The sequence below is a fragment of the Salinisphaera sp. SWV1 genome (genome assembly GCF_052044155.1).
Classification (GTDB): Bacteria; Pseudomonadota; Gammaproteobacteria; order Nevskiales; family Salinisphaeraceae; genus Salinisphaera.
The window spans coordinates 62,313-79,557 of sequence record NZ_JBQDYE010000018.1; the positions used below are offsets into that span (position 1 = coordinate 62,313).

16 protein-coding genes are annotated in these 17,245 nt (G+C 64.7%); 6 read left to right on the plus strand and 10 right to left on the minus strand.

Going from position 1 to position 17,245, the window contains the following annotated elements:
• Nucleotides 1-270: 270 nt before the first annotated feature.
• The 4 genes from ACS8YF_RS10480 to ACS8YF_RS10495 are packed head-to-tail and all read left to right on the plus strand — an operon-like array spanning nucleotide 271 to nucleotide 4,347.
• Nucleotides 271-1,257, plus strand: a complete 987-nt coding sequence (locus tag ACS8YF_RS10480) for a ubiquinol oxidase subunit II (RefSeq protein ID WP_440850166.1) — start codon at nucleotides 271-273, stop codon at nucleotides 1,255-1,257.
• The gene (locus ACS8YF_RS10485) at nucleotides 1,257-3,344 is read left to right on the plus strand and encodes a cbb3-type cytochrome c oxidase subunit I (RefSeq protein ID WP_440850167.1); all 2,088 of its coding nucleotides are present in this window, start codon (nucleotides 1,257-1,259) and stop codon (nucleotides 3,342-3,344) included. Before ACS8YF_RS10480 ends, ACS8YF_RS10485 begins: the two co-directional genes overlap by 1 nt.
• A 23-nt stretch (nucleotides 3,345-3,367) precedes the next feature.
• Nucleotides 3,368-4,003 (plus strand): cytochrome c oxidase subunit 3, encoded by a 636-nt coding sequence (locus ACS8YF_RS10490; RefSeq protein WP_440850168.1) that lies wholly within the window; start codon nucleotides 3,368-3,370, stop codon nucleotides 4,001-4,003.
• The gene (locus ACS8YF_RS10495; protein ID WP_440850169.1) at nucleotides 4,003-4,347 is read left to right on the plus strand and encodes a hypothetical protein; all 345 of its coding nucleotides are present in this window, start codon (nucleotides 4,003-4,005) and stop codon (nucleotides 4,345-4,347) included. The genes ACS8YF_RS10490 and ACS8YF_RS10495 overlap by 1 nt, the downstream gene beginning before the upstream one ends.
• An 83-nt stretch (nucleotides 4,348-4,430) precedes the next feature.
• On the opposite strand, the gene ACS8YF_RS10500 is transcribed toward ACS8YF_RS10495, so the two are convergent.
• The 6 genes from ACS8YF_RS10500 to ACS8YF_RS10525 form a co-directional block, all read right to left on the minus strand.
• On the minus strand, nucleotides 4,431-6,599 hold the full coding sequence (locus ACS8YF_RS10500; RefSeq protein ID WP_440850170.1) for a malate synthase G: 2,169 nt from the start codon (nucleotides 6,597-6,599) through the stop codon (nucleotides 4,431-4,433).
• A 118-nt stretch (nucleotides 6,600-6,717) separates the two neighbouring features.
• Complete coding sequence (locus tag ACS8YF_RS10505) at nucleotides 6,718-8,187, minus strand: RimK family protein (protein WP_440850171.1); 1,470 nt, start codon at nucleotides 8,185-8,187, stop codon at nucleotides 6,718-6,720.
• Between the two features lie 33 nt (nucleotides 8,188-8,220).
• Nucleotides 8,221-8,727 (minus strand): GNAT family N-acetyltransferase, encoded by a 507-nt coding sequence (locus ACS8YF_RS10510; protein ID WP_440850172.1) that lies wholly within the window; start codon nucleotides 8,725-8,727, stop codon nucleotides 8,221-8,223.
• Nucleotides 8,724-9,716: a zinc-dependent alcohol dehydrogenase family protein gene (locus ACS8YF_RS10515; protein ID WP_440850173.1), complete on the minus strand. Its 993-nt coding sequence runs from the start codon at nucleotides 9,714-9,716 to the stop codon at nucleotides 8,724-8,726. Before ACS8YF_RS10515 ends, ACS8YF_RS10510 begins: the two co-directional genes overlap by 4 nt.
• A gap of 305 nt (nucleotides 9,717-10,021) precedes the next feature.
• Complete coding sequence (locus ACS8YF_RS10520; protein WP_440850174.1) at nucleotides 10,022-11,356, minus strand: ATP-binding protein; 1,335 nt, start codon at nucleotides 11,354-11,356, stop codon at nucleotides 10,022-10,024.
• Entirely contained in the window at nucleotides 11,353-12,075 is a 723-nt protein-coding gene (locus tag ACS8YF_RS10525) for a response regulator (RefSeq protein ID WP_440850175.1), read from the minus strand. Before ACS8YF_RS10525 ends, ACS8YF_RS10520 begins: the two co-directional genes overlap by 4 nt.
• A 215-nt stretch (nucleotides 12,076-12,290) precedes the next feature.
• Here ACS8YF_RS10525 and ACS8YF_RS10530 point away from each other — a divergent pair, with 215 nt between their 5' ends.
• Together ACS8YF_RS10530 and ACS8YF_RS10535 are read left to right on the plus strand one after the other, a co-directional pair.
• The gene (locus ACS8YF_RS10530) at nucleotides 12,291-12,929 is read left to right on the plus strand and encodes an EF-hand domain-containing protein (protein WP_440850176.1); all 639 of its coding nucleotides are present in this window, start codon (nucleotides 12,291-12,293) and stop codon (nucleotides 12,927-12,929) included.
• Nucleotides 12,930-12,976: 47 nt separating this feature from the next.
• Nucleotides 12,977-13,114, plus strand: a complete 138-nt coding sequence (locus ACS8YF_RS10535; RefSeq protein ID WP_440850177.1) for a hypothetical protein — start codon at nucleotides 12,977-12,979, stop codon at nucleotides 13,112-13,114.
• Between the two features lie 36 nt (nucleotides 13,115-13,150).
• Here the strand turns inward: ACS8YF_RS10535 and cynS are convergent, their stop codons facing one another.
• From cynS to ACS8YF_RS10555, 4 genes are all read right to left on the minus strand, one after another.
• Complete coding sequence (cynS, locus tag ACS8YF_RS10540; RefSeq protein WP_440850183.1) at nucleotides 13,151-13,597, minus strand: cyanase; 447 nt, start codon at nucleotides 13,595-13,597, stop codon at nucleotides 13,151-13,153.
• 152 nt (nucleotides 13,598-13,749) lie between these two features.
• Nucleotides 13,750-14,628, minus strand: coding sequence for an SDR family oxidoreductase (locus ACS8YF_RS10545; RefSeq protein WP_440850178.1), 879 nt, complete (start codon nucleotides 14,626-14,628; stop codon nucleotides 13,750-13,752).
• A gap of 27 nt (nucleotides 14,629-14,655) precedes the next feature.
• Nucleotides 14,656-15,834 (minus strand): heme biosynthesis HemY N-terminal domain-containing protein, encoded by a 1,179-nt coding sequence (locus tag ACS8YF_RS10550; RefSeq protein WP_440850179.1) that lies wholly within the window; start codon nucleotides 15,832-15,834, stop codon nucleotides 14,656-14,658.
• A partial coding sequence (locus ACS8YF_RS10555) for a uroporphyrinogen-III C-methyltransferase (RefSeq protein WP_440850180.1) occupies nucleotides 15,834-17,245 on the minus strand: 1,412 nt, incomplete at its 5' end. The genes ACS8YF_RS10555 and ACS8YF_RS10550, both read right to left, overlap by 1 nt.

Consider the following 17,245-nt stretch of genomic DNA (forward strand, 5'->3'; position numbering starts at 1 on the left):
AACATGCTGTACTGACTGAAAAAACCACGAGCCAACCCAAACGCGTCAGGGTTCATGGAATGGACGCATGACGCAATCTGGTGCAACATGGCGCGCGCTACGCATCCGACTATCGTCTTAATTGCGTACGACGTTACTGCAAGAGACGTGTGCCGCACTATGGCACGCACTCGAATTGCTGCGTCTGCGGTGTAGTTCGTGCCGTATTCTGGTGAGAACGGATACGCCCGCTTCGCCCGGTCGTCGCCCATCCAGTGGAACTGATCGCTCATGAAAACAGTGAATTGCCGCCACGCGTTGAAGGCTTTCCTTCTCCTGCTGATGCTGTTGCCCCTTGCCGGTTGCAGTTCCGATGACTGGCTCTGGATCCTGAACCCGAACGGTCCGCTGGCCCAGTCTTCCGTCTATTACCTGATCGTCGACATCCTGTTGCTGGCCGTGGTGATCATACCGGCGACTGCACTGGTGATATGGGCATTCTTCCGCTATCGGCAAGGGGGCAGTGGCCGCTACGATCCGACCTTCAATCATTCCTGGCTGGTCGAAATCGTGGTCTGGGGCGTACCGCTGATGCTGGTGGGCGTGATGTCCTACTTCAGCTACCAGGGCATTCGCGCGGTCGGGCCATACGAACCCCGGTCGGTGCAGCGTGCCGTCGCCGCCTCCGGCAATCATCAGAAGCCACTGAAGATCGACGTGATCACTACCGACTGGCAGTGGTTGTTCGTCTACCCTGACCAGGGTATCGCGGTCGCGAATCGGCTGGTCGTACCGACCAAGCGCAAAGTGGAGATGCGGCTGACATCCGCCAGCGTGACCAACGACTTCTACGTGCTCAAGGTCATCAACCAGATCTACGTCATGCCGGGCATGCGCACCAGGCATAACTTCTATCTCGATCGCACCGGCGACTACCGCGGGTTCTCGACCGAGTTCAGCGGCCCCGGCTTCTCCTGGATGAACTACAAGATGAAGGCGGTCACCCCGCAGGCCTTTGATCAATGGATCGCCAAGGCCCAGGCCTCCTCGCACCAGATGACGTGGTCGAAATTCAAGCAGTTCGCCCAACCCACGGTGAATACCGGCAACAGTTGGCAGCTGTACGGGCAGGTCGCCCCGCATCTGTTCAACAAGGTGATCGCGAAGGTCAAGTCCGGCGAACTCAAGACCGTCAAGCCCATCTTCATGACCGAGGATATGCAAGGCGAGGAATTCAAGGCGCATGCCACCGGCACACCGAACCGAGGCAATAACTGATGTTTGTTGATCTACAAGGGCCGTGGAACTGGTTCTGGGGCCGTCTGCCGCTGCTGTTGCAGCTGCATTACAACAACCCGGTCATCGGCTTTGCATTCGTGCTGGCGATGGGCGGGGGCCTGGCCGTGGTCGCCGCCCTGACCTACTTCAAGCTCTGGGGCTGGTTGTGGCGTGAATGGCTGACCACCGTCGATCACAAGAAGATCGGCGTGATGTACATCGTGGTCGGCCTGATCATGCTGTTCCGCGGCTTTTTCGACGCCCTGATGATCCGTACCCAGCAAGCGGCCGCCGTAGGCGCCAATTCGCCCGGGATTCTGGGTGCGGCGCACGGCTATCTCACGCCGTATCACATGGACCAGGTGTTCACGGCGCACGGCACGATCATGATCATCCTGGCCGCCACGCCACTGCTGGTCGGGTTCATGAACCTGATCATGCCGATCCAGATCGGCGCCCGCGACATGGCTTATCCGTTTCTCAACGCGATCGGCCTGTGGATGACCAACGTCGCGGCGATCCTGGTGATGGCCTCGCTGTTCATCGGCGATTTCTCGCACGCCGGCTGGGTGGGCCTGACGCCCCTGACCCAGCTCGCGCACAGTCCAAGCGTCGGCGTGGACTACTGGATATGGGTGATCCAGATCAGTTCGATCGGCACCACGGTGGGTGCCGTCAACCTGATTGCCACCATTCTCAAGATGCGCGCGCCCGGCATGACGCTGATGCGCATGCCGATGTTCACCTGGACCACGCTCGGCACCAACATCATCGCCCTCACCTCGTTCCCGGTGCTGACCGTGGCGCTGCTGCTGCTCACCCTCGATCGTTATGTGGGCACGCACTTCTTCACCGCCGACGGCGGTGGCAACTTCATGATGTACACCAACCTGTTCTGGATCTGGGGCCACCCGGAGGTGTATTTCGTCGTGCTGCCGGCCTTCGGCTTCCTGTCGGAAATCGTACCGGCGTTCTCGGAGAAACCCCTGTTCAACCACAACGCCATGATCGTCGCGACCATGGGTATCGCTGGCGTGTCGTGGGCGGTGTGGCTGCACCATTTCTTCATCATGGGCCAGGGTCCGGAGGTCAACACCTTCTTCAGTATCGCCACCATGCTGGTGGGCATCCCGACCGGGGTGAAGGTGTTCAACTGGGTGTTCACGATGGTGAAGGGGCGTGTTCGCCTGGAAACGCCCATGCTGTGGGCGCTGGGCGCGATCCTGCTGCTGATCGGCGGCGGCGCCACCGGCATGATGCTGGCGATTCCGGCGATCAACTACGTCTCGCACAACAGCGTGTTCGTGGTGGCGCATTTCCACAACATGTTCCTGATCATCGTCTTTGCCCTGTTCGGCGCGGTCGCGTTCTGGTGGCCGAAGGTTTTCGGCTTCCGCCTGGACGAGCGGCTTGGCAAGATCTTCTTCTGGCTGTTCTGGGCCGGCTCGGTATTCGTGTTCGTGCCGATGTACGCACTGGGCTTTCTCGGCATGACCCGTCGCCTGGACTACATCGCCCATCCGGGCTGGTGGCCGCTGCTGCTGCTGGAAGTGCTGGGCATCGGCCTGTATGTGGCCTCGATCTTCGCCTTCCTGCTGCAGATCGTGGTCTCGATCCGCGATCGCAAGAAGAACGCCGTGACCGGCACCGATGCCTGGGAGACCGCACGCAGCCTGGAATGGGCCACGCACTGCCCGCCGCCGTTCTACAACTTCGCGGCGACACCGGTGGTGCACTCGATCGACGAATGGGCGTGGCGACGCGACCGTGGCCTGACGTCGCTTGAGCCGCCCTATTACGCCGACATCCACATGCCGAAAAACACCATGGTGCCGATCGTGCTGGCCTTCTTTACCGGTGTGTTCGGGTTCGCCGCGGTATGGCGCGTCTGGTGGCTGGCCGGCTTCGCCCTGCTGGGCGTGATCGCCACGCTGATCTTCCGCATGTTCCAGAAGGACATCGACTACACCGTGCCCGCGGCCGAAGTCGAGCGTATCGAAAAAGCCTTTCTGGAACGGGAGCATGATCGCGAGCAGGCGTCGACCCACCAGAGCGGCGGGCAGGAATCACCCGTGACGCAGCACTGATCGCGCAACCGGAGACAATCGTTATGTCACAACACGACAACAACCGATACCGCGATCGCGATTCGATCACGCTCTGGGCACCGGACGCCGGCCACCCGGACACGATCGCTCTGCGCTCGATCGGGTTCTGGCTCTACATGATGAGCGACGCCATGATCTTCGCCGGGCTGTTCGCGGCGCATGGCGTGTATCTGCATGCCTATGGCAGCAGCAACATTACCGCGGGCCAGGTGATCGATCCGGTCGAAGGCCTGCTGCCCACGCTGTTTCTGTTTGCCAGCGTACTGATGTTCGGCCTGGCCAGCGTGTCGCTCAAGAACGACGACCGAGCCGGTGTCACGCGCTGGATGGGCGCGTCGCTGGGGCTGGGTGTGCTGTTCATCCTGGTGGAGGTGTGGGAGTTCGCCAATCTGGTCGGCGAAGGCGCCGTGCCGCAGGCCAGTGCGTTCCTGTCGGATTTCTGGACCATCGTCTGGGTGCACGGCGGCCACGTGCTGGTCGGCCTGATCTGGATGGCGGCACTGATGATCCAGCTGTCGCGCGAAGGCTTCACTGAAGCAACGGTCGGTCGCTTCGTGAACCTGCGCATCTTCTGGTTCTTCCAGGCCCTGATCTGGGTCTGCGTCTATACCTACGTCTATCTCATGGGAGCGAGCTGATGGCACATGATCATCACAACCCGCTGACTCACCCGGAAGTCCGCGGCGCGAGCAGCGCCACGTACATCGCGGCCTTCGTACTGGGCACCGTGGCCATGGGCATTGCCTGCCTGGTTACGGTCGGGTTCGATATGTCGCAGACGGATACCGTGACCTGGATCACGGTACTCGCCGTGATCGCCGGCCTGGGGCAGCTCTTCCTGCTGTTCAAGCTGGATCTGTCCCCGACCATGATCTGGCACACGTTGTCGCTGGCGCTGACCGTGCCGCTGTTCTTCATGGCCATCGGCCTGACGATCTGGATGTTCCATTATCTGACACTGCGTACGATGCTCGGCGGCTGAACAGCATCGTCCAGCTATCCGCCCACGAAAAAAGCCCCGCGATCGCGGGGCTTTTTTTTGCCGCCGACTCTCGACCGGACCGGTCAGCCGGGCCGGGCCGCCTTGAGCTCGCGCCGGCGCGCGTGCAACACCGGTTCGGTATAGCCCGATGGCTGCGCCGCCCCCTTGAACACCAGATCGCAGGCCGCCTGGAAGGCGATCGAGGCATCGAAGTCCGCCGACATCGGCCTGTAGTTCGGGTCGCCCTCGTTCTGGCGATCGACAACCTTGGCCATGCGCATCAGGGTCTCGCGCACGTCGTTTTCATTGGTGATGCCGTGGTGCAGCCAGTTCGCGATATGCTGCGACGAGATGCGACAGGTCGCCCGGTCCTCCATCAGCGCCGTATCGGTGATGTCCGGCACCTTCGAGCAGCCCACGCCCTGGTCGACCCAGCGCACGACATAGCCGAGGATGCCCTGGCAGTTGTTGTCCAGCTCCTTGGCGATCTCGTCGGCCGACAGCTCGCGATCGAGCAGCGGAATGGTCAGCAGATCCTCGAGATAATCGCGGTGGCGCGATTGCAGCTCGCTCTGGCGCGCCAGCACGTCACAGCGGTGGTAGTGGATGGCGTGCAGCGTGGCGGCGGTCGGCGACGGCACCCAGGCACAGTTGGCGCCAGCCTCGGGATGGCCGATCTTGGCTTCCATCATGGCGGCCATATTGTCCGGCGCCGGCCACATCCCCTTGCCGATCTGGGCGCGGCCGCGCAGGCCGCAGGCCAGGCCGGTATCAACGTTGTTGTCTTCGTAGGCAGTGAGCCAGGCGGTGGATTTCATCTCGCCTTTGGGCAACATGGGCCCGGCTTCCATCGAAGTATGAATCTCGTCGCCGGTGCGATCGAGAAACCCCGTATTGATGAAGATGGTGCGTTCACGCGCCTCGCGGATACATGCCTTGAGGTTGACCGAGGTGCGACGCTCTTCGTCCATGATGCCGATCTTGAGCGTGTTGGGCGCGATGCCGAGCGCCTTCTCGATATGCCCTAGCACGGCGACCGTGAAGTTGACTTCGGCCGGGCCATGCATCTTCGGCTTGACGATATACACCGAGCCGGCCCGGCTGTTGGTGTGCGGGCCATTGCGCTTGAGGTCGTGCAACGCGATGGTGGCGGTGGCGAGCGCATCGAGGAGGCCTTCCGGGATTTCCTTGCCCTCGCTGTCGAGTACCGCCGGTGTGGTCATCAGATGGCCAACGTTGCGGATCAGCATGAGGCTGCGCCCGGGCAGGCTCAGCTCGGCGCCATCGGCCGCGGTATAGACACGATCGTCGGCCAGCTTGCGGGTGAAGGTCTTGCCGCCCTTGTCCACCTCTTCGGTGAGATCGCCCTTCATCAGGCCGAGCCAGTTGCCATAGACCAGCGCCTTGTCCTCGGCGTCGACCGCGGCGACCGAGTCCTCGCAGTCCTGGATGGCCGTCACGGCGGCCTCCATCAGCACATCCTTCACGCCGGCGGCGTGGTCCTTGCCGACCAGGTCGTTGGCATCGATCTGGATCTCGATATGCAGGCCGTTGTGCACCAGCAGGATTGCCGACGGCTGACTGGGCGTGCCCTGATGGCCGACGAACTGATGCGGCTCAGCGAGTTCCACATGGCCGGAGCCGATGTCGACCGCCAGCCGGCCATTGTCGATGCGATAGGCCTGGGCATCGGCATGCGAGCCGCCATCGAGCGCGAAGTGCGCATCCAGAAACTCCGCGGCCTGCGCCACCACCTTGGCGCCGCGCTTCGGGTTGTAGCTCTTGCCCTTCTCGGCGCCTTCGGTCTCGGGAATGATGTCGGCGCCGTACAGCGCGTCGTAGAGACTGCCCCAGCGCGCATTGGCGGCGTTCAACGCAAAGCGCGCGTTGGTGATCGGCACCACCAGCTGCGGACCGGCCACAGTGGCGATCTCGGGATCGACATGGTCGGTCGACACCGAGAAGTCCTCGCCCTCGGGCACGATGTATTCGAGCTCGGTCAGTAGCTGGCGGTATTCGTCCCGGTCGAAGGCGTCGCCGCGATGTTCACGATGCCATTTGTCCAGGGTTTCCTGGATGTCGACGCGATGCTTGAGCAGGGCTGCGTTCTTGGGCCCGAATTCCTCGACCAGGACGGCCAGCTCGGCCCAGAACATGTCGGAGTCGACTCCGGTTCCGGGCAGAGCGATCTCGATCAGATCGTACAAGGGCTTGCCGATCTGCAATCCGGCGCGTTCGATTCGCTGGGTCATACTAAGCCTTTCTCGCTTGTGTGGACGGCGCGGCTGGCCCGCGCTCCGTAAAAATGAGGTGCATTGAGGACAATCGACTATAGCGAAAGCCATAGCCTGAGCAAACCGGTCGGCCCGATCATGCAATACCCTGGGTGCGCGCCTCCAGGCGGCGCAGGAATTCGGCCATGATCTCGCGGTACAGACCCTCGCCGGCCACGGCATCCTCGATGCCGGCATCGATGCTCGGGTTATCGTTGATCTCGATCACGCGCAGCCCGTCGGCGGTCTGCTTGATATCCACGCCGTAGAGCCCGTCGCCGATCAGCCCGGCCGCCGTGATCGCAATCTCGACCACCTCGGGCGGCGCATCGGCCACGGCCAGCGTACGTGAATCGCCCTCGCTGACACCGTCGGCGCCGTTGTAGTCGACCACCTGCCAATGCCCACCGGCCATCATGTACTGGCAGACATACAGCGCCCGGCCGCCCAGCACGCCCACGCGCCAGTCGAACTCCGTGGGCATGAATTCCTGGGCCAGCGCGAGCTCGGAGTCGTCCAGCAGCCGCGCGGCGATTTCGCGCAGTTCGTTGATGTCATCGGCCTTGAACACGCCCTTGGAGAATGCGCCCTCCGGCGCCTTGAGCACCATCGGGAAACCGAGCAGTCCGGGCAGCCGCTCGACCTCCTTGTCGCCGAAGATCGCGGCCCGCGGCGCGGCGACATCATGGCGCGTGAGCAACTCGGCAAGATAAACCTTGTTCGTGCAACGCAAGATCGAAGTGGGGTCATCGATGACGACCAGGCCTTCCTGCTCGGCGCGGCGTGAAAACGCGTAGGTGTGATGATTCAGCCGCGTGGTCTCGCGGATGAACAGCGCATCGAATTCGGCCAGGCGCCCGAGATCGCGCTTGGTGATGCGCTCGACCTCCAGCCCCAGTTCACGCCCGGCCGCGACGAAGCGGGCCAGCGCGGCTTCGTTCGAGGGCGGCTGCGGGTCGTCGCGATCGACCAGCATGGCCACGTCGAAACGGGCCTGCCGGCGCCGATCCGGCTGTTTCCAGCCACGGGCGAGATAGGCGTTCATCGCCTCGGAAAGAAAATCGGCCTCGGTGCCATCGAGCTTGCGAAGCGAGAGTGCGCGCAGCCGGCCCACCCGCATCGCACCGGCGGCCTCGCGCAACTCGAGGTTGATCAATGGCACCGCGAACTGCTCGAACACACGGCGGGCGACTTTCTCCAGCTCCGGATAGCGGCAGCGCCCGAGCACGATATGACAATCGTCGGGCAGCGCCTGCCAGGTACCGGCATCGAGCGCCGACAACGCTTCGTTGATCGCCGGGATTTCGCTGGTGTACAGCAGCTTGCGCGACAGATCCGCCAGGCGCGCCACCGACGGAATAACGCGTTGGCCACGGGCCTCGGCCAGCAGCGAGCAGTAATAACCCAGGCTCTGATAACGTGTGCTGCGGCACAGGTTGATCACGTGCAGACCGGCATCCGCATGGGCCGGGTCGGCGAGATAGTCGTCGGCCAGCACCAGCCGCGCCGCCGGCGGCGCGGCGCGCCAGTCACGCAGGGATTCGACCACAATCACGGGTTCGGCCATTCGGCGCTCCAGTCGATGTTCACGATCGCCGGATTATGGCGAAACCGGGCCGGCGCCCGATAGCAGACGTTTCACCAGACGCACGCCGTCTTCGTATCGGCCCGGGTCGTGCCCGTAGTAATCGGCCAATCGCTGCGTCTCGCTGAAACCGCAGGCCGCGAACAGCGCGCGCGAGGCCCGGTTGGACCACCGCGCCTCGGCACTCAGGCGTGCGCAGCCGGCCGCCCGGGCGCACTGTTCGGCGTCGTCGATCAATCGGCCTGCCAAACCGCGCCCGCGCGCGGCCGGGGCGACCGCGATGGAATAGAGACGGGCCACCCGCGTGCCCCGCCGATAGAGCAATACGGCCGCCGCCACGATTCGGCCGCCCTCGTCTATGACGCGCACGTCGCCGTGGGCGCGACCGATCAGATGCGCCATGCTGCGCCGCGACTGGGCGTCGCATGCGAAACAGGCACGCTCCAGCGCCATCAGCGCATCCAGATCGGGGGCCTCGGCCCGTCGAATCGAATCGTCGCCGCAGTGCGGCACGGCGGTCACGGCACGCGAACCACGATCTTGCCGAACTGCTGATTCGATTCCATGTACCGATGCGCGGCCACGATGTCGTCGAAGTCGAACACCTGATCCACCGTGGGCTTGAGCGTGCCCGCGGCGATGCCGTCGAACACGAACTTTTTGCCGCGTGCAAAGGCGTCGCTGTCGGAGAAGATCTCCAGCACGGTGTAGCCGCGCAGCGTCAACGCCTTGCCGAGTGCGGCGAACAACGGAAACGGCGTGGGTTGGTTGGCCAGCGCGCCATACAGGAACAACGTGCCACCCGGGCTCATGGCCGCGGCCAGATCGTCGACCGTGGCACCGGCCACCGGATCGAACACGATGCGCGCGCCGGCGTTGTCGGTGAGACGCATGGTCTCGCCGGCGATATCCTGCGATTCCGAGACGATCACGTGCGCCGCCCCAGCCTGCTTGAGTTGCTCGACCTTGGCGTTGGTACGCGACATGGCGATGGGCGTGGCGCCGATGTGATTGGCGATCTGGATCGCTGCCAGTCCGACGCTGGAAGACGCCGCCGGAATCAGCACGGCCTCGCCGGCCTGCAACTGGCCGAACTCGACCAACGCGCCGTAGGCGGTCAGATACGCCATCCAGACCGCGGCGGACTGGATCGCATCCAGCCCCGCCGGGCGCGCCGTGAGCGCATACGCGGGCACGATGGTGGACTCGGCGTACATGCTGTAGGCGTTCATGGAAAACGCCGGCGCCACCGCGACCGCGTCGCCTTCGGCGAAATCACTTACCCCGGGGCCGACCGCCTCGACCACGCCCGCGCCTTCATAGCCCATGCCCGCCGGTAGATTCGGCGACTCCAGATAGGCGCCTTCGCGAAACATCACCTCGGCCCGGTTGAGGCCGATCGCCTCGACCTTGATCCGGACCTCACCCTCGCCGGGTTCGCCGACGGTGACGTTCTCGATCTTCAGGACATCGGCGTGGCCGGTTTCGTGAATGCGTACGGCTCGTGTCATCACATGCTCCTGTGCCGGCATCGGCGACCTTCGGTCGCGACCGGCGTTGAATAGAATCCCGCCCAGCTTAGCGTGCCGACGCCAGCGCATGTTATTAACCCGGCACAAAAATAGATGATTTTTCGGGTTAATAGCACGAGCATGCCACCGCATGCTCGCCGCGGCCATTGGCCGCGAAGTCGTTGAAAATAAAAACCGGACAGGCGCCGGCTTTTATTTTTGAAGGCGTTGAAAACAGCGGATGAAGTCAGCTGTTTTGATGCCGGGTCAATCGCCCGGCCCAGTATCTGTTTTCGCGGCGCGCTTCAGGCCCGTGCACGGGGCAGCGTCATGCGCACCACGAGTCCGCCGTCGGGCCGATTGGCGAGCGTGATGTCGCCGCCGTGGGCACGGATCACCGACCGTGCGATCGACAGGCCGAGACCGACACCGCCGGTCTCGCGATTGCGCGAGGTTTCCAGGCGCACGAAGGCGTCGAACACCTTACCCATCTCGGCTTCGCCGATCCCCGGCCCGCGATCCGCGACCTCGATGACGACCTGCTGCGCGCTGTCGGCAAGCGCGAGTTCGGCGACCTCGCCGTAGGCCAGCGCATTGTCGATCACGTTGCGCAAGGCGCGCCGAATGGCCACGGGACGGCAGACCAACGGCACCGGCGCGCCCGGTTCGAATCGTACCGGCGCATCGGCGGCCCGGTAATCCTCGGCCACGGCATCGACCAGCGCGGTGAGATCCATGCGCCGCGTGGCCTCGGCGCTGGCTTCCTCGCGCATGAAGGTGAGCGCCGCCTCCGACATATGCGCCATATCCGCGAGCGTGGCATTCATCGCACGCGTATTGTCGTCGTCGGGCAAGAATTCCAGCCGCAGCCGCAGCGCGGTGATGGGCGTGCGCAAATCGTGCGCCAGGGCCGCCACCAGCCGCGTGCGCTCGGCCACGAAACGATCGATGCGCTCATGCATGCGATTGAATTCGACGATCGTGCGCTTGATTTCGTCGCTGCCCCGTTCGCGGATGGGGTGGATGCGCTCGCCGCGGCCGTAGCGTTCGGCGGCCGAAGCCAGATCGAGTAGCGGCCGCGTGATCCGGCGACTGGCAAAGATCACCGCCACACTCATCAGCGCGAGCGTGATCAATAGATTGCGCAGCGACTCGTGCGCCCAGTGGTCGATCTGCCCGGGCAGGCGCTGACGGACATCCAGCCAGCGTCCATCGTCCCGGCGAAACGCCAGCTCAACCGCCATGCGGCCCGGATCGTGTCGGGTGTGCATCAGGCCGCGACCGACACAAACCCGCACCCGCGACGGCGACACGTCCAAGCGCTCGGCAAAATCGCGAGCATAACGGCGCGAGTCCGCGTTATGGACCGCGCAATGCGGCGGTCGCCGGACCAGATCGAAGCGCACCGGCCGGCTCGACAATGAACGCACCAGATCGCCCTCGTGGCCCGGCTTGGCGTAACGCAGACTGTGGTCCACCGAGATCACCGACTGGCTCATGTAATCGCTGATCATGTGTTCGATAAAGCCGTCGCGCCCGCTACGAAAGCTCAGATAACTCACGCACTGGGAGATCACAAGCGCCAGCAGCGTCAGTACGATAATACGCGCGGCCAGCCCGCGCGGGCGCCAGCGCTTCATTGGCCGCCGACCGTCGCGGTGAAGCGATAACCGCCGCCCCAGACCGTCTTGATCAGCTGCGGCCGGGTCGAATCGCGCTCGATTTTGCGCCGCAGCCGCGAGACCTGGTTATCCACGCTGCGATCGAACACCTCGGCCTCGCGCCCCTGGGTCAGGTCCAGTAACTGTTCACGCGACAGCACCCGATTCGGGCGGCGTACGAAGGCCAGCAACAGCCGGAATTCGCCGGTCGACAGCGCCACCGACAGCCCGGTTTCGTCCTCGAGTTCCTGGCGCGCGACGTGAAAGACCCAGCGATCGAAGCGCACGATCTGGTCGTCGACCACGTCGCGCTGAGCGGGCAAGGATGCCGCCCGGCGCAGTACCGCGCGCACGCGCGCCAACAGCTCACGCGGCGAGAACGGCTTGGTGACGTAATCGTCGGCGCCCATTTCCAGACCGATCACGCGATCGGTCTCCTCGGCCACGGCGGTCAGCAGGATCACCGGAATCGCCGTGGTCTCGCGCAGCCAGCGGCACAGGGACAGCCCGTCCTCGCCCGGCATCATGATGTCGAGGATCACCAGGTCGAGCGCGGCATCGCGGATCTGGCGACGCGCGGCCCCGGCATCCGCGGCCGCCGATACACGGTACCCGTGGCCGACGAGGTAGCGGCTCAGCGAATCGCGAATATCACGATGATCGTCGACCACCAGAATATGCGGACTGGATTCGGCCATGACGCGGGCAGTGTACGGACTCTGGCGCCAATATAACGCGCGCCGCGCCGTCACCCGGCCCGATCTTGTAACCGAATACGCCAGCGCGCCCGCCTGACACAATCGGCGACAAACTCGTGGCCTTGCGACAGATTTGAAGGACACTTCCGGGCGGTAATGAGCCTCGTGGAAGGCGCCTTCGCAGCGCCCCACGCTCATCCGCAAAGGAGTACGTGATGAAAAAATATTTGACGCTTTCCCTGATCGCCGCCGGCCTGTCGGTCTCGGCCGCGGGGTTCGCCGCCGACAATAGCGCAGCGGATCACGACCCCGACAGCCAGGCCATCTTCAAAAAACTCGACACCAACGGCGACGGCCGGCTCACGGCTGCCGAGATGACCCGGCTGCCGGACGTGATCAAGCCACAGATGTTCGACAAGCTCGATACCAATCACGACGGCAAGATCGAGAAAAGCGAATTCGAGGCGCAGGCCAGGGCCCGCGCCGATCGCCTGTTCGCCAAGCTGGACGCCAACGGCGACGGCGTGATCTCGGCCGACGAGATGAAACCGCCGATGGGCCACCATCACATGGGCCCGCCGGAAGGCGACATGCCGCCACCCCCGCCCTCCAGCCATCCGGGGAACGCGCCCGGGCCGGGCGATCACGATCATCACCGCTGGAGCCAGCACGAGGGCCACCGCCGGGGCGATCATGGCAAGCCCAGCACCGACGAGATCTTCGCCCATATGGACCGCAACAACGACGGCTATGTCTCCGCGGCTGAATGGAATAAGGCCGCCCAGCACTGGCATCATCACCGGCATGACTGGCACAAGCCGGACTCGGGTCAGGCGCAGGGCGAGGCGGACTGATCGCGCACCGATCGATGGGGCATGCCTCCCCGCGAAGGGCCGGCGCAATGCGCCGGCCTGTTCCAGGCGACAACGAAGCCGCCGATGGCATCATCCTGCCCGCCGCGGGTGTACCGGATGCCTACCAGCCGCAGCGTATTCAGGGCATCACGGCGATTGAAAACCCGCAGGCGATGCCAGCCTGACGCATCGCCCACGACACGGGCAGAACGCGCGCCCGGCTACCAGCGTACATAGGGCAGAAATTTGCCGTTCATGGTGATCTTGACCCGGTCGCCCCTGGGGTCCGGCACCCGCTCCACATCGATCATGAAATCGATGGCCGACATGATGCCGTCACCGAATTCCTCGTGGACACAGGCTTTCACCGCCGGTCCGTAAACCGCCATGATCTCGTAGAAACGATAGATCATCGGATCGGTGGGTACCGTCCGATCCAGCCACTGCCCCTTAAGCGGCGGCTCCTGCAAAGCCTCGGCCACCTGGGCGTCGAGATCGAGTAGGGCACACAATTTTTCGGCGATTTCTTCGGTGGCCGACGCCTCGCCCAGCGCCAGCGATGCGGTCCAGACCGGCGCCATGCCGATGGACTCGGCAATCTCACTCCAACGCATCCCCTTGGCTTTCTTGGCCTCGAGAATGGCGCGTTTCATCTGTTGTTTATCGATCACGGATCGGTCTCCCGCCATGGTGAATAAGGCCGCAATACGCGACGCTCGGCATGCTGCAGAAAACGTGCCATGGCGGGCCACCGGCCGCCGGATCGGGCGGCGCGACGCCGGTGATCGAGCCGAGGTCGCCGGCCCCGGTCGCGCGCCGCTCAGTACCCGGCGCTTGTGTTCTCCCCGCGCAGGCTGGCCACCAGCCCATCGCGGTAGTCGGGGAACACCAATCGATAGCCGGTGTCGGCCACGATTCGCCGGTTCGACAGACGGCGGGATTCGGCCAGAAACGACAGGCGCATGGCCGAGAATCGCTGCCGGGCCTCGGCCCAGTCGATCCGGGGTGGCGGCGGCGCGTCGAGCAATTCCGCCAGCGTGTCGTAGTAGGCTTCGCGACGCGTGGGCGCGCCGTCGCAGGCGTTGTAGATCGTGTGCGGGGGCTGTTGCCGCGCCACGCGCCAGGCCATGCCGGCGAGATCGTCGATATGCACGCGATTGGTCCACCCCCCGGCCGCATCGGCCAGCACGGGCTCGCCGGCCAGGACGCGATCGACCGGCAGCCGGCCGGGCCCGTAGATGCCGGGCGCGCGCAGGATCACGGCATGCGGGGCCCAGGCCACGATCTGTCGTTCGGCGTCGACGCGCCGCTTGGCGCGGGCACTGGCCGGCGCCACGGGACGGGTTTCGTCGACCCAGTCATCGCTGCAATCGCCGTACACCCCGCTGGTACTGATATACACGACATGCGCCGGCACACCCGGCATCGCCGCCAGAACCCGTCGCATGCGTTCGTCGGTCTCGCCATCGCGCGACGGCGGCGCGCTGTAGACGAGTCGACGACACGCCGGCAGCGCACCGATCTCTCGATCCAGATCGCACGCCAATGAATCGGCGCCGACGGCACGCACGCGGGCTGCGGATGCCGCGCTGCGCACCACGCCCAGTACGTCGTCGCCGGCCCCCACCGCACGTGCAGCGAGCCGGACACCGGTATCGCCGCAACCGACGATCAGGGTCGAGATGCCCACCGCAGCCACGACGTCAGTCCGCGCGCCGGCGCCACCTCATTGCGAGGCGCGCAGTTCCAGCCCGCGCCGATAGGCCGAGCGCGCCTGGTCCACTTCGTTGATCTGCTCGAACAGGTGGCCGAGTTCGAGCAGTGCATCCGCGCGCGCGTGCTGCGCCTGGCTGGCTTCGAAGTAACTCCGGGCCCGGCCCCAGAGCTGATTGCGCAGGCACAAACGGCCGGCCACCAGCATCAGCTCGGGTTTGCGGCCGTGGATCTTGATCCATTCCTCGACGGTTGCCAGCTGTTCGGTTTCGTCGCTGCACTGCAGGTCACCGAAGATAAGCGCCAACGGGGCGACCCATTGTTTTTTCAACGTATTGCGGATCACGTTCGCGGCCTCGTCATCCGCACGCTGCTGCTTCAGGCACTGCGCGTAGTGACGCACGATCTCGGGCGCCTGGCGCAAATCCTTCGACATGTGACGCCAGGCCGCGGTCAGACCACCGATATCGCGCTGCTGCGACAACCGATGCTGATGGGCCGCGATCGACATCTCGCGCACGCGTTCCGTTGACAACGCGGCATACTTGCCGAGCTCGGGCAGCAGACCGTAGACCCGGTCGTAATCGCCGCAGGCCATGGCGTGCTCGGCGAGCATGCGCAGCACCCAGGGGTGGCGTGGCTCGAGTTCATGCAAACGCGTCAGCGTGGCCTGGGCTTCGGCCGTCTGGCCGGCCGCGATCTGCAGCTCGGCCTGGGTGATGCGCACCGCCAGTTCGCTGATCGACTTGCGCTCGGACGCCTTGTGCAGATAGCGGTCGCGATCGCCCAGATGCGCCTGCTGCTGCGCGGCACGTGCGGAGAACAGATGATTCAGCCCGGGGGCCTCGTTCGATTCGGCCAGGGACTGCAGTTCGGCCTCGGCCAGGGCCCAGCGGGCCTCGGCCAGATGCTCGAGCCCCGCGTAGAGCGAACGCCGCGCCTTGCGCTGACGACGCCGGCCGAAAAAGCCCCGGATATTGCGTGGCGCGAACACGAGCGTGACGAAGATGCGCCAAACCAGGGCCAGGACCCATACGCCGAGAAGCGCGGCGGCACAGGCGAAAAGCAGCGAGGTCTCGATCTGCCAGCCGTGGAAGGCGATCAGCACATAGCCCGGGTGATGCCGGAACAGCAGCGACAGCAGAATACCGAGCAGGACAAAGACAAAGAAAGCGAGCAGCAGACGACGCATCACGAGCTCCCCGCGGTGTTGGCGTTATTGCCTTGCTTGCCGCCGGGTTCGGCCTGCCCGGGCTGGGCGGCCCCGCTGTCGGACGACCCGGCGGACCCGGACTGACCGGAGGCGCTGCCACCCGCGGGCGACGCGCCATTTCCGCTGCTCTCGTTGTTCCGATCGTGGGCCATGATCCGGCGCAGCGCTTTCAGGCTGGACGACAGATCCGGCGCTTGCCAATTGAGCTTGACCTGCGACAGCTGGGACAGGTCATCCAGCACCGCCGAAACCGACGAATCGCTGGTATCGAAATACTTGCGGATCCAGTCACGCGCCTGCGACAGCGCATCGTGATAGGTCTGCGCATCGCCGCCCAGCAGGGCCAGACGGGCCGTACGCAGTTGCAGCTGCAGGTTCTGAACCAGGAAATACGATTGGTCGGGCGCCATCAATGCCGGCGCGTTTTCGGTGCCGTTGGCATGCCGGATGGTGACCATCTGCGACAGCGCGTTGCCGGCCGAGTCAACGAACTGGTGCCACATCCGGGCCAGCTTGATGCCGGCGAATTCCAGCGTATCGCCACTGTCGCCGCCCTGCGCGCCGGCGCTCGCGGCCCCCCCGTGGCCGGGCTGCGGCTGGTAGTGGCTCGGCACATGGGATTTGAGCGGCAGTTTCGGGACCTGCTTGATCGCATTCGACAACTTGAGCGACAGGCCCTCGATGTCGGGGTTGGGCAACGCCTTGAGCGCGGCCTTCTCGCTGGCGATCTTGGCACGCACCGGGTGCAACTCGGGATCGCCGCTGCGCTGGATGGCGTCGTCGGCCAGCGACAGCGCCCGGGCTGCGCCCTTCGGATCATGCTCGATCTGGAGCCGCTGGTTGGCCGCTTCCAGCAACAAGGCGATGCGCTGGTCGACGAACCGGCTGTGATCGCCTCCGAGTTGATCCGACAACTGCTTGTTCTGCGCCTGAACATGCTGGATGGTCTGCTGCAACTGGGCGATCTGCTGCTGGCGCTGGTCCAGCTTCTGCGACAGTTGATCGGTCCGCTGCGAGAACTTCTGCAACCGATCATGCATATCGGACAGCTTGGGCATGATCACTTTCTGGACATTGTGCTGCAGGCTGTTATCAACGGTGTTGATACGCGAGTCCAGATCGCCGATGCGCTGCTGACCGTGATACCAGAGATAGCCACTGGAGGCCGCCGCGAGAATGGCGATAATCAGCGCGACCACGGCCACGACCAGGCCGATGTTGCGCCGCTTGCCATCGCGTTTCGTGCCGCCCGGGCCCGAGCCCTGCTTACCACCAGCCGTGCTCGCGGCAGCGCTACCCGTACTGCCTGACGACGCGGTCGCGTTCCTGCCGCTGCCGCTCGTGGCCGCGCTGCGGGTGCCCGGCGCGCCCGAACGCGGGCTCGCGCCGC

What these genes read in the sequence shown, in the direction of transcription:
- ACS8YF_RS10520 (WP_440850174.1), bottom strand. Translation starts at nt 11,356, where the DNA reads ATGAAGCGCTGGCGCCCGCGCGGGCTGGCCGCGCGTATTATCGTACTG.
- ACS8YF_RS10550 (WP_440850179.1), bottom strand. Translation starts at nt 15,834, where the DNA reads ATGCGTCGTCTGCTGCTCGCTTTCTTTGTCTTTGTCCTGCTCGGTATT.
- ACS8YF_RS10490 (WP_440850168.1), top strand. Translation starts at nt 3,368, where the DNA reads ATGTCACAACACGACAACAACCGATACCGCGATCGCGATTCGATCACG.
- ACS8YF_RS10495 (WP_440850169.1), top strand. Translation starts at nt 4,003, where the DNA reads ATGGCACATGATCATCACAACCCGCTGACTCACCCGGAAGTCCGCGGC.
- ACS8YF_RS10525 (WP_440850175.1), bottom strand. Translation starts at nt 12,075, where the DNA reads ATGGCCGAATCCAGTCCGCATATTCTGGTGGTCGACGATCATCGTGAT.
- ACS8YF_RS10530 (WP_440850176.1), top strand. Translation starts at nt 12,291, where the DNA reads ATGAAAAAATATTTGACGCTTTCCCTGATCGCCGCCGGCCTGTCGGTC.
- ACS8YF_RS10505 (WP_440850171.1), bottom strand. Translation starts at nt 8,187, where the DNA reads ATGGCCGAACCCGTGATTGTGGTCGAATCCCTGCGTGACTGGCGCGCC.
- ACS8YF_RS10485 (WP_440850167.1), top strand. Translation starts at nt 1,257, where the DNA reads ATGTTTGTTGATCTACAAGGGCCGTGGAACTGGTTCTGGGGCCGTCTG.
- ACS8YF_RS10515 (WP_440850173.1), bottom strand. Translation starts at nt 9,716, where the DNA reads ATGACACGAGCCGTACGCATTCACGAAACCGGCCACGCCGATGTCCTG.
- ACS8YF_RS10500 (WP_440850170.1), bottom strand. Translation starts at nt 6,599, where the DNA reads ATGACCCAGCGAATCGAACGCGCCGGATTGCAGATCGGCAAGCCCTTG.
- ACS8YF_RS10480 (WP_440850166.1), top strand. Translation starts at nt 271, where the DNA reads ATGAAAACAGTGAATTGCCGCCACGCGTTGAAGGCTTTCCTTCTCCTG.
- ACS8YF_RS10535 (WP_440850177.1), top strand. Translation starts at nt 12,977, where the DNA reads ATGCGCCGGCCTGTTCCAGGCGACAACGAAGCCGCCGATGGCATCATC.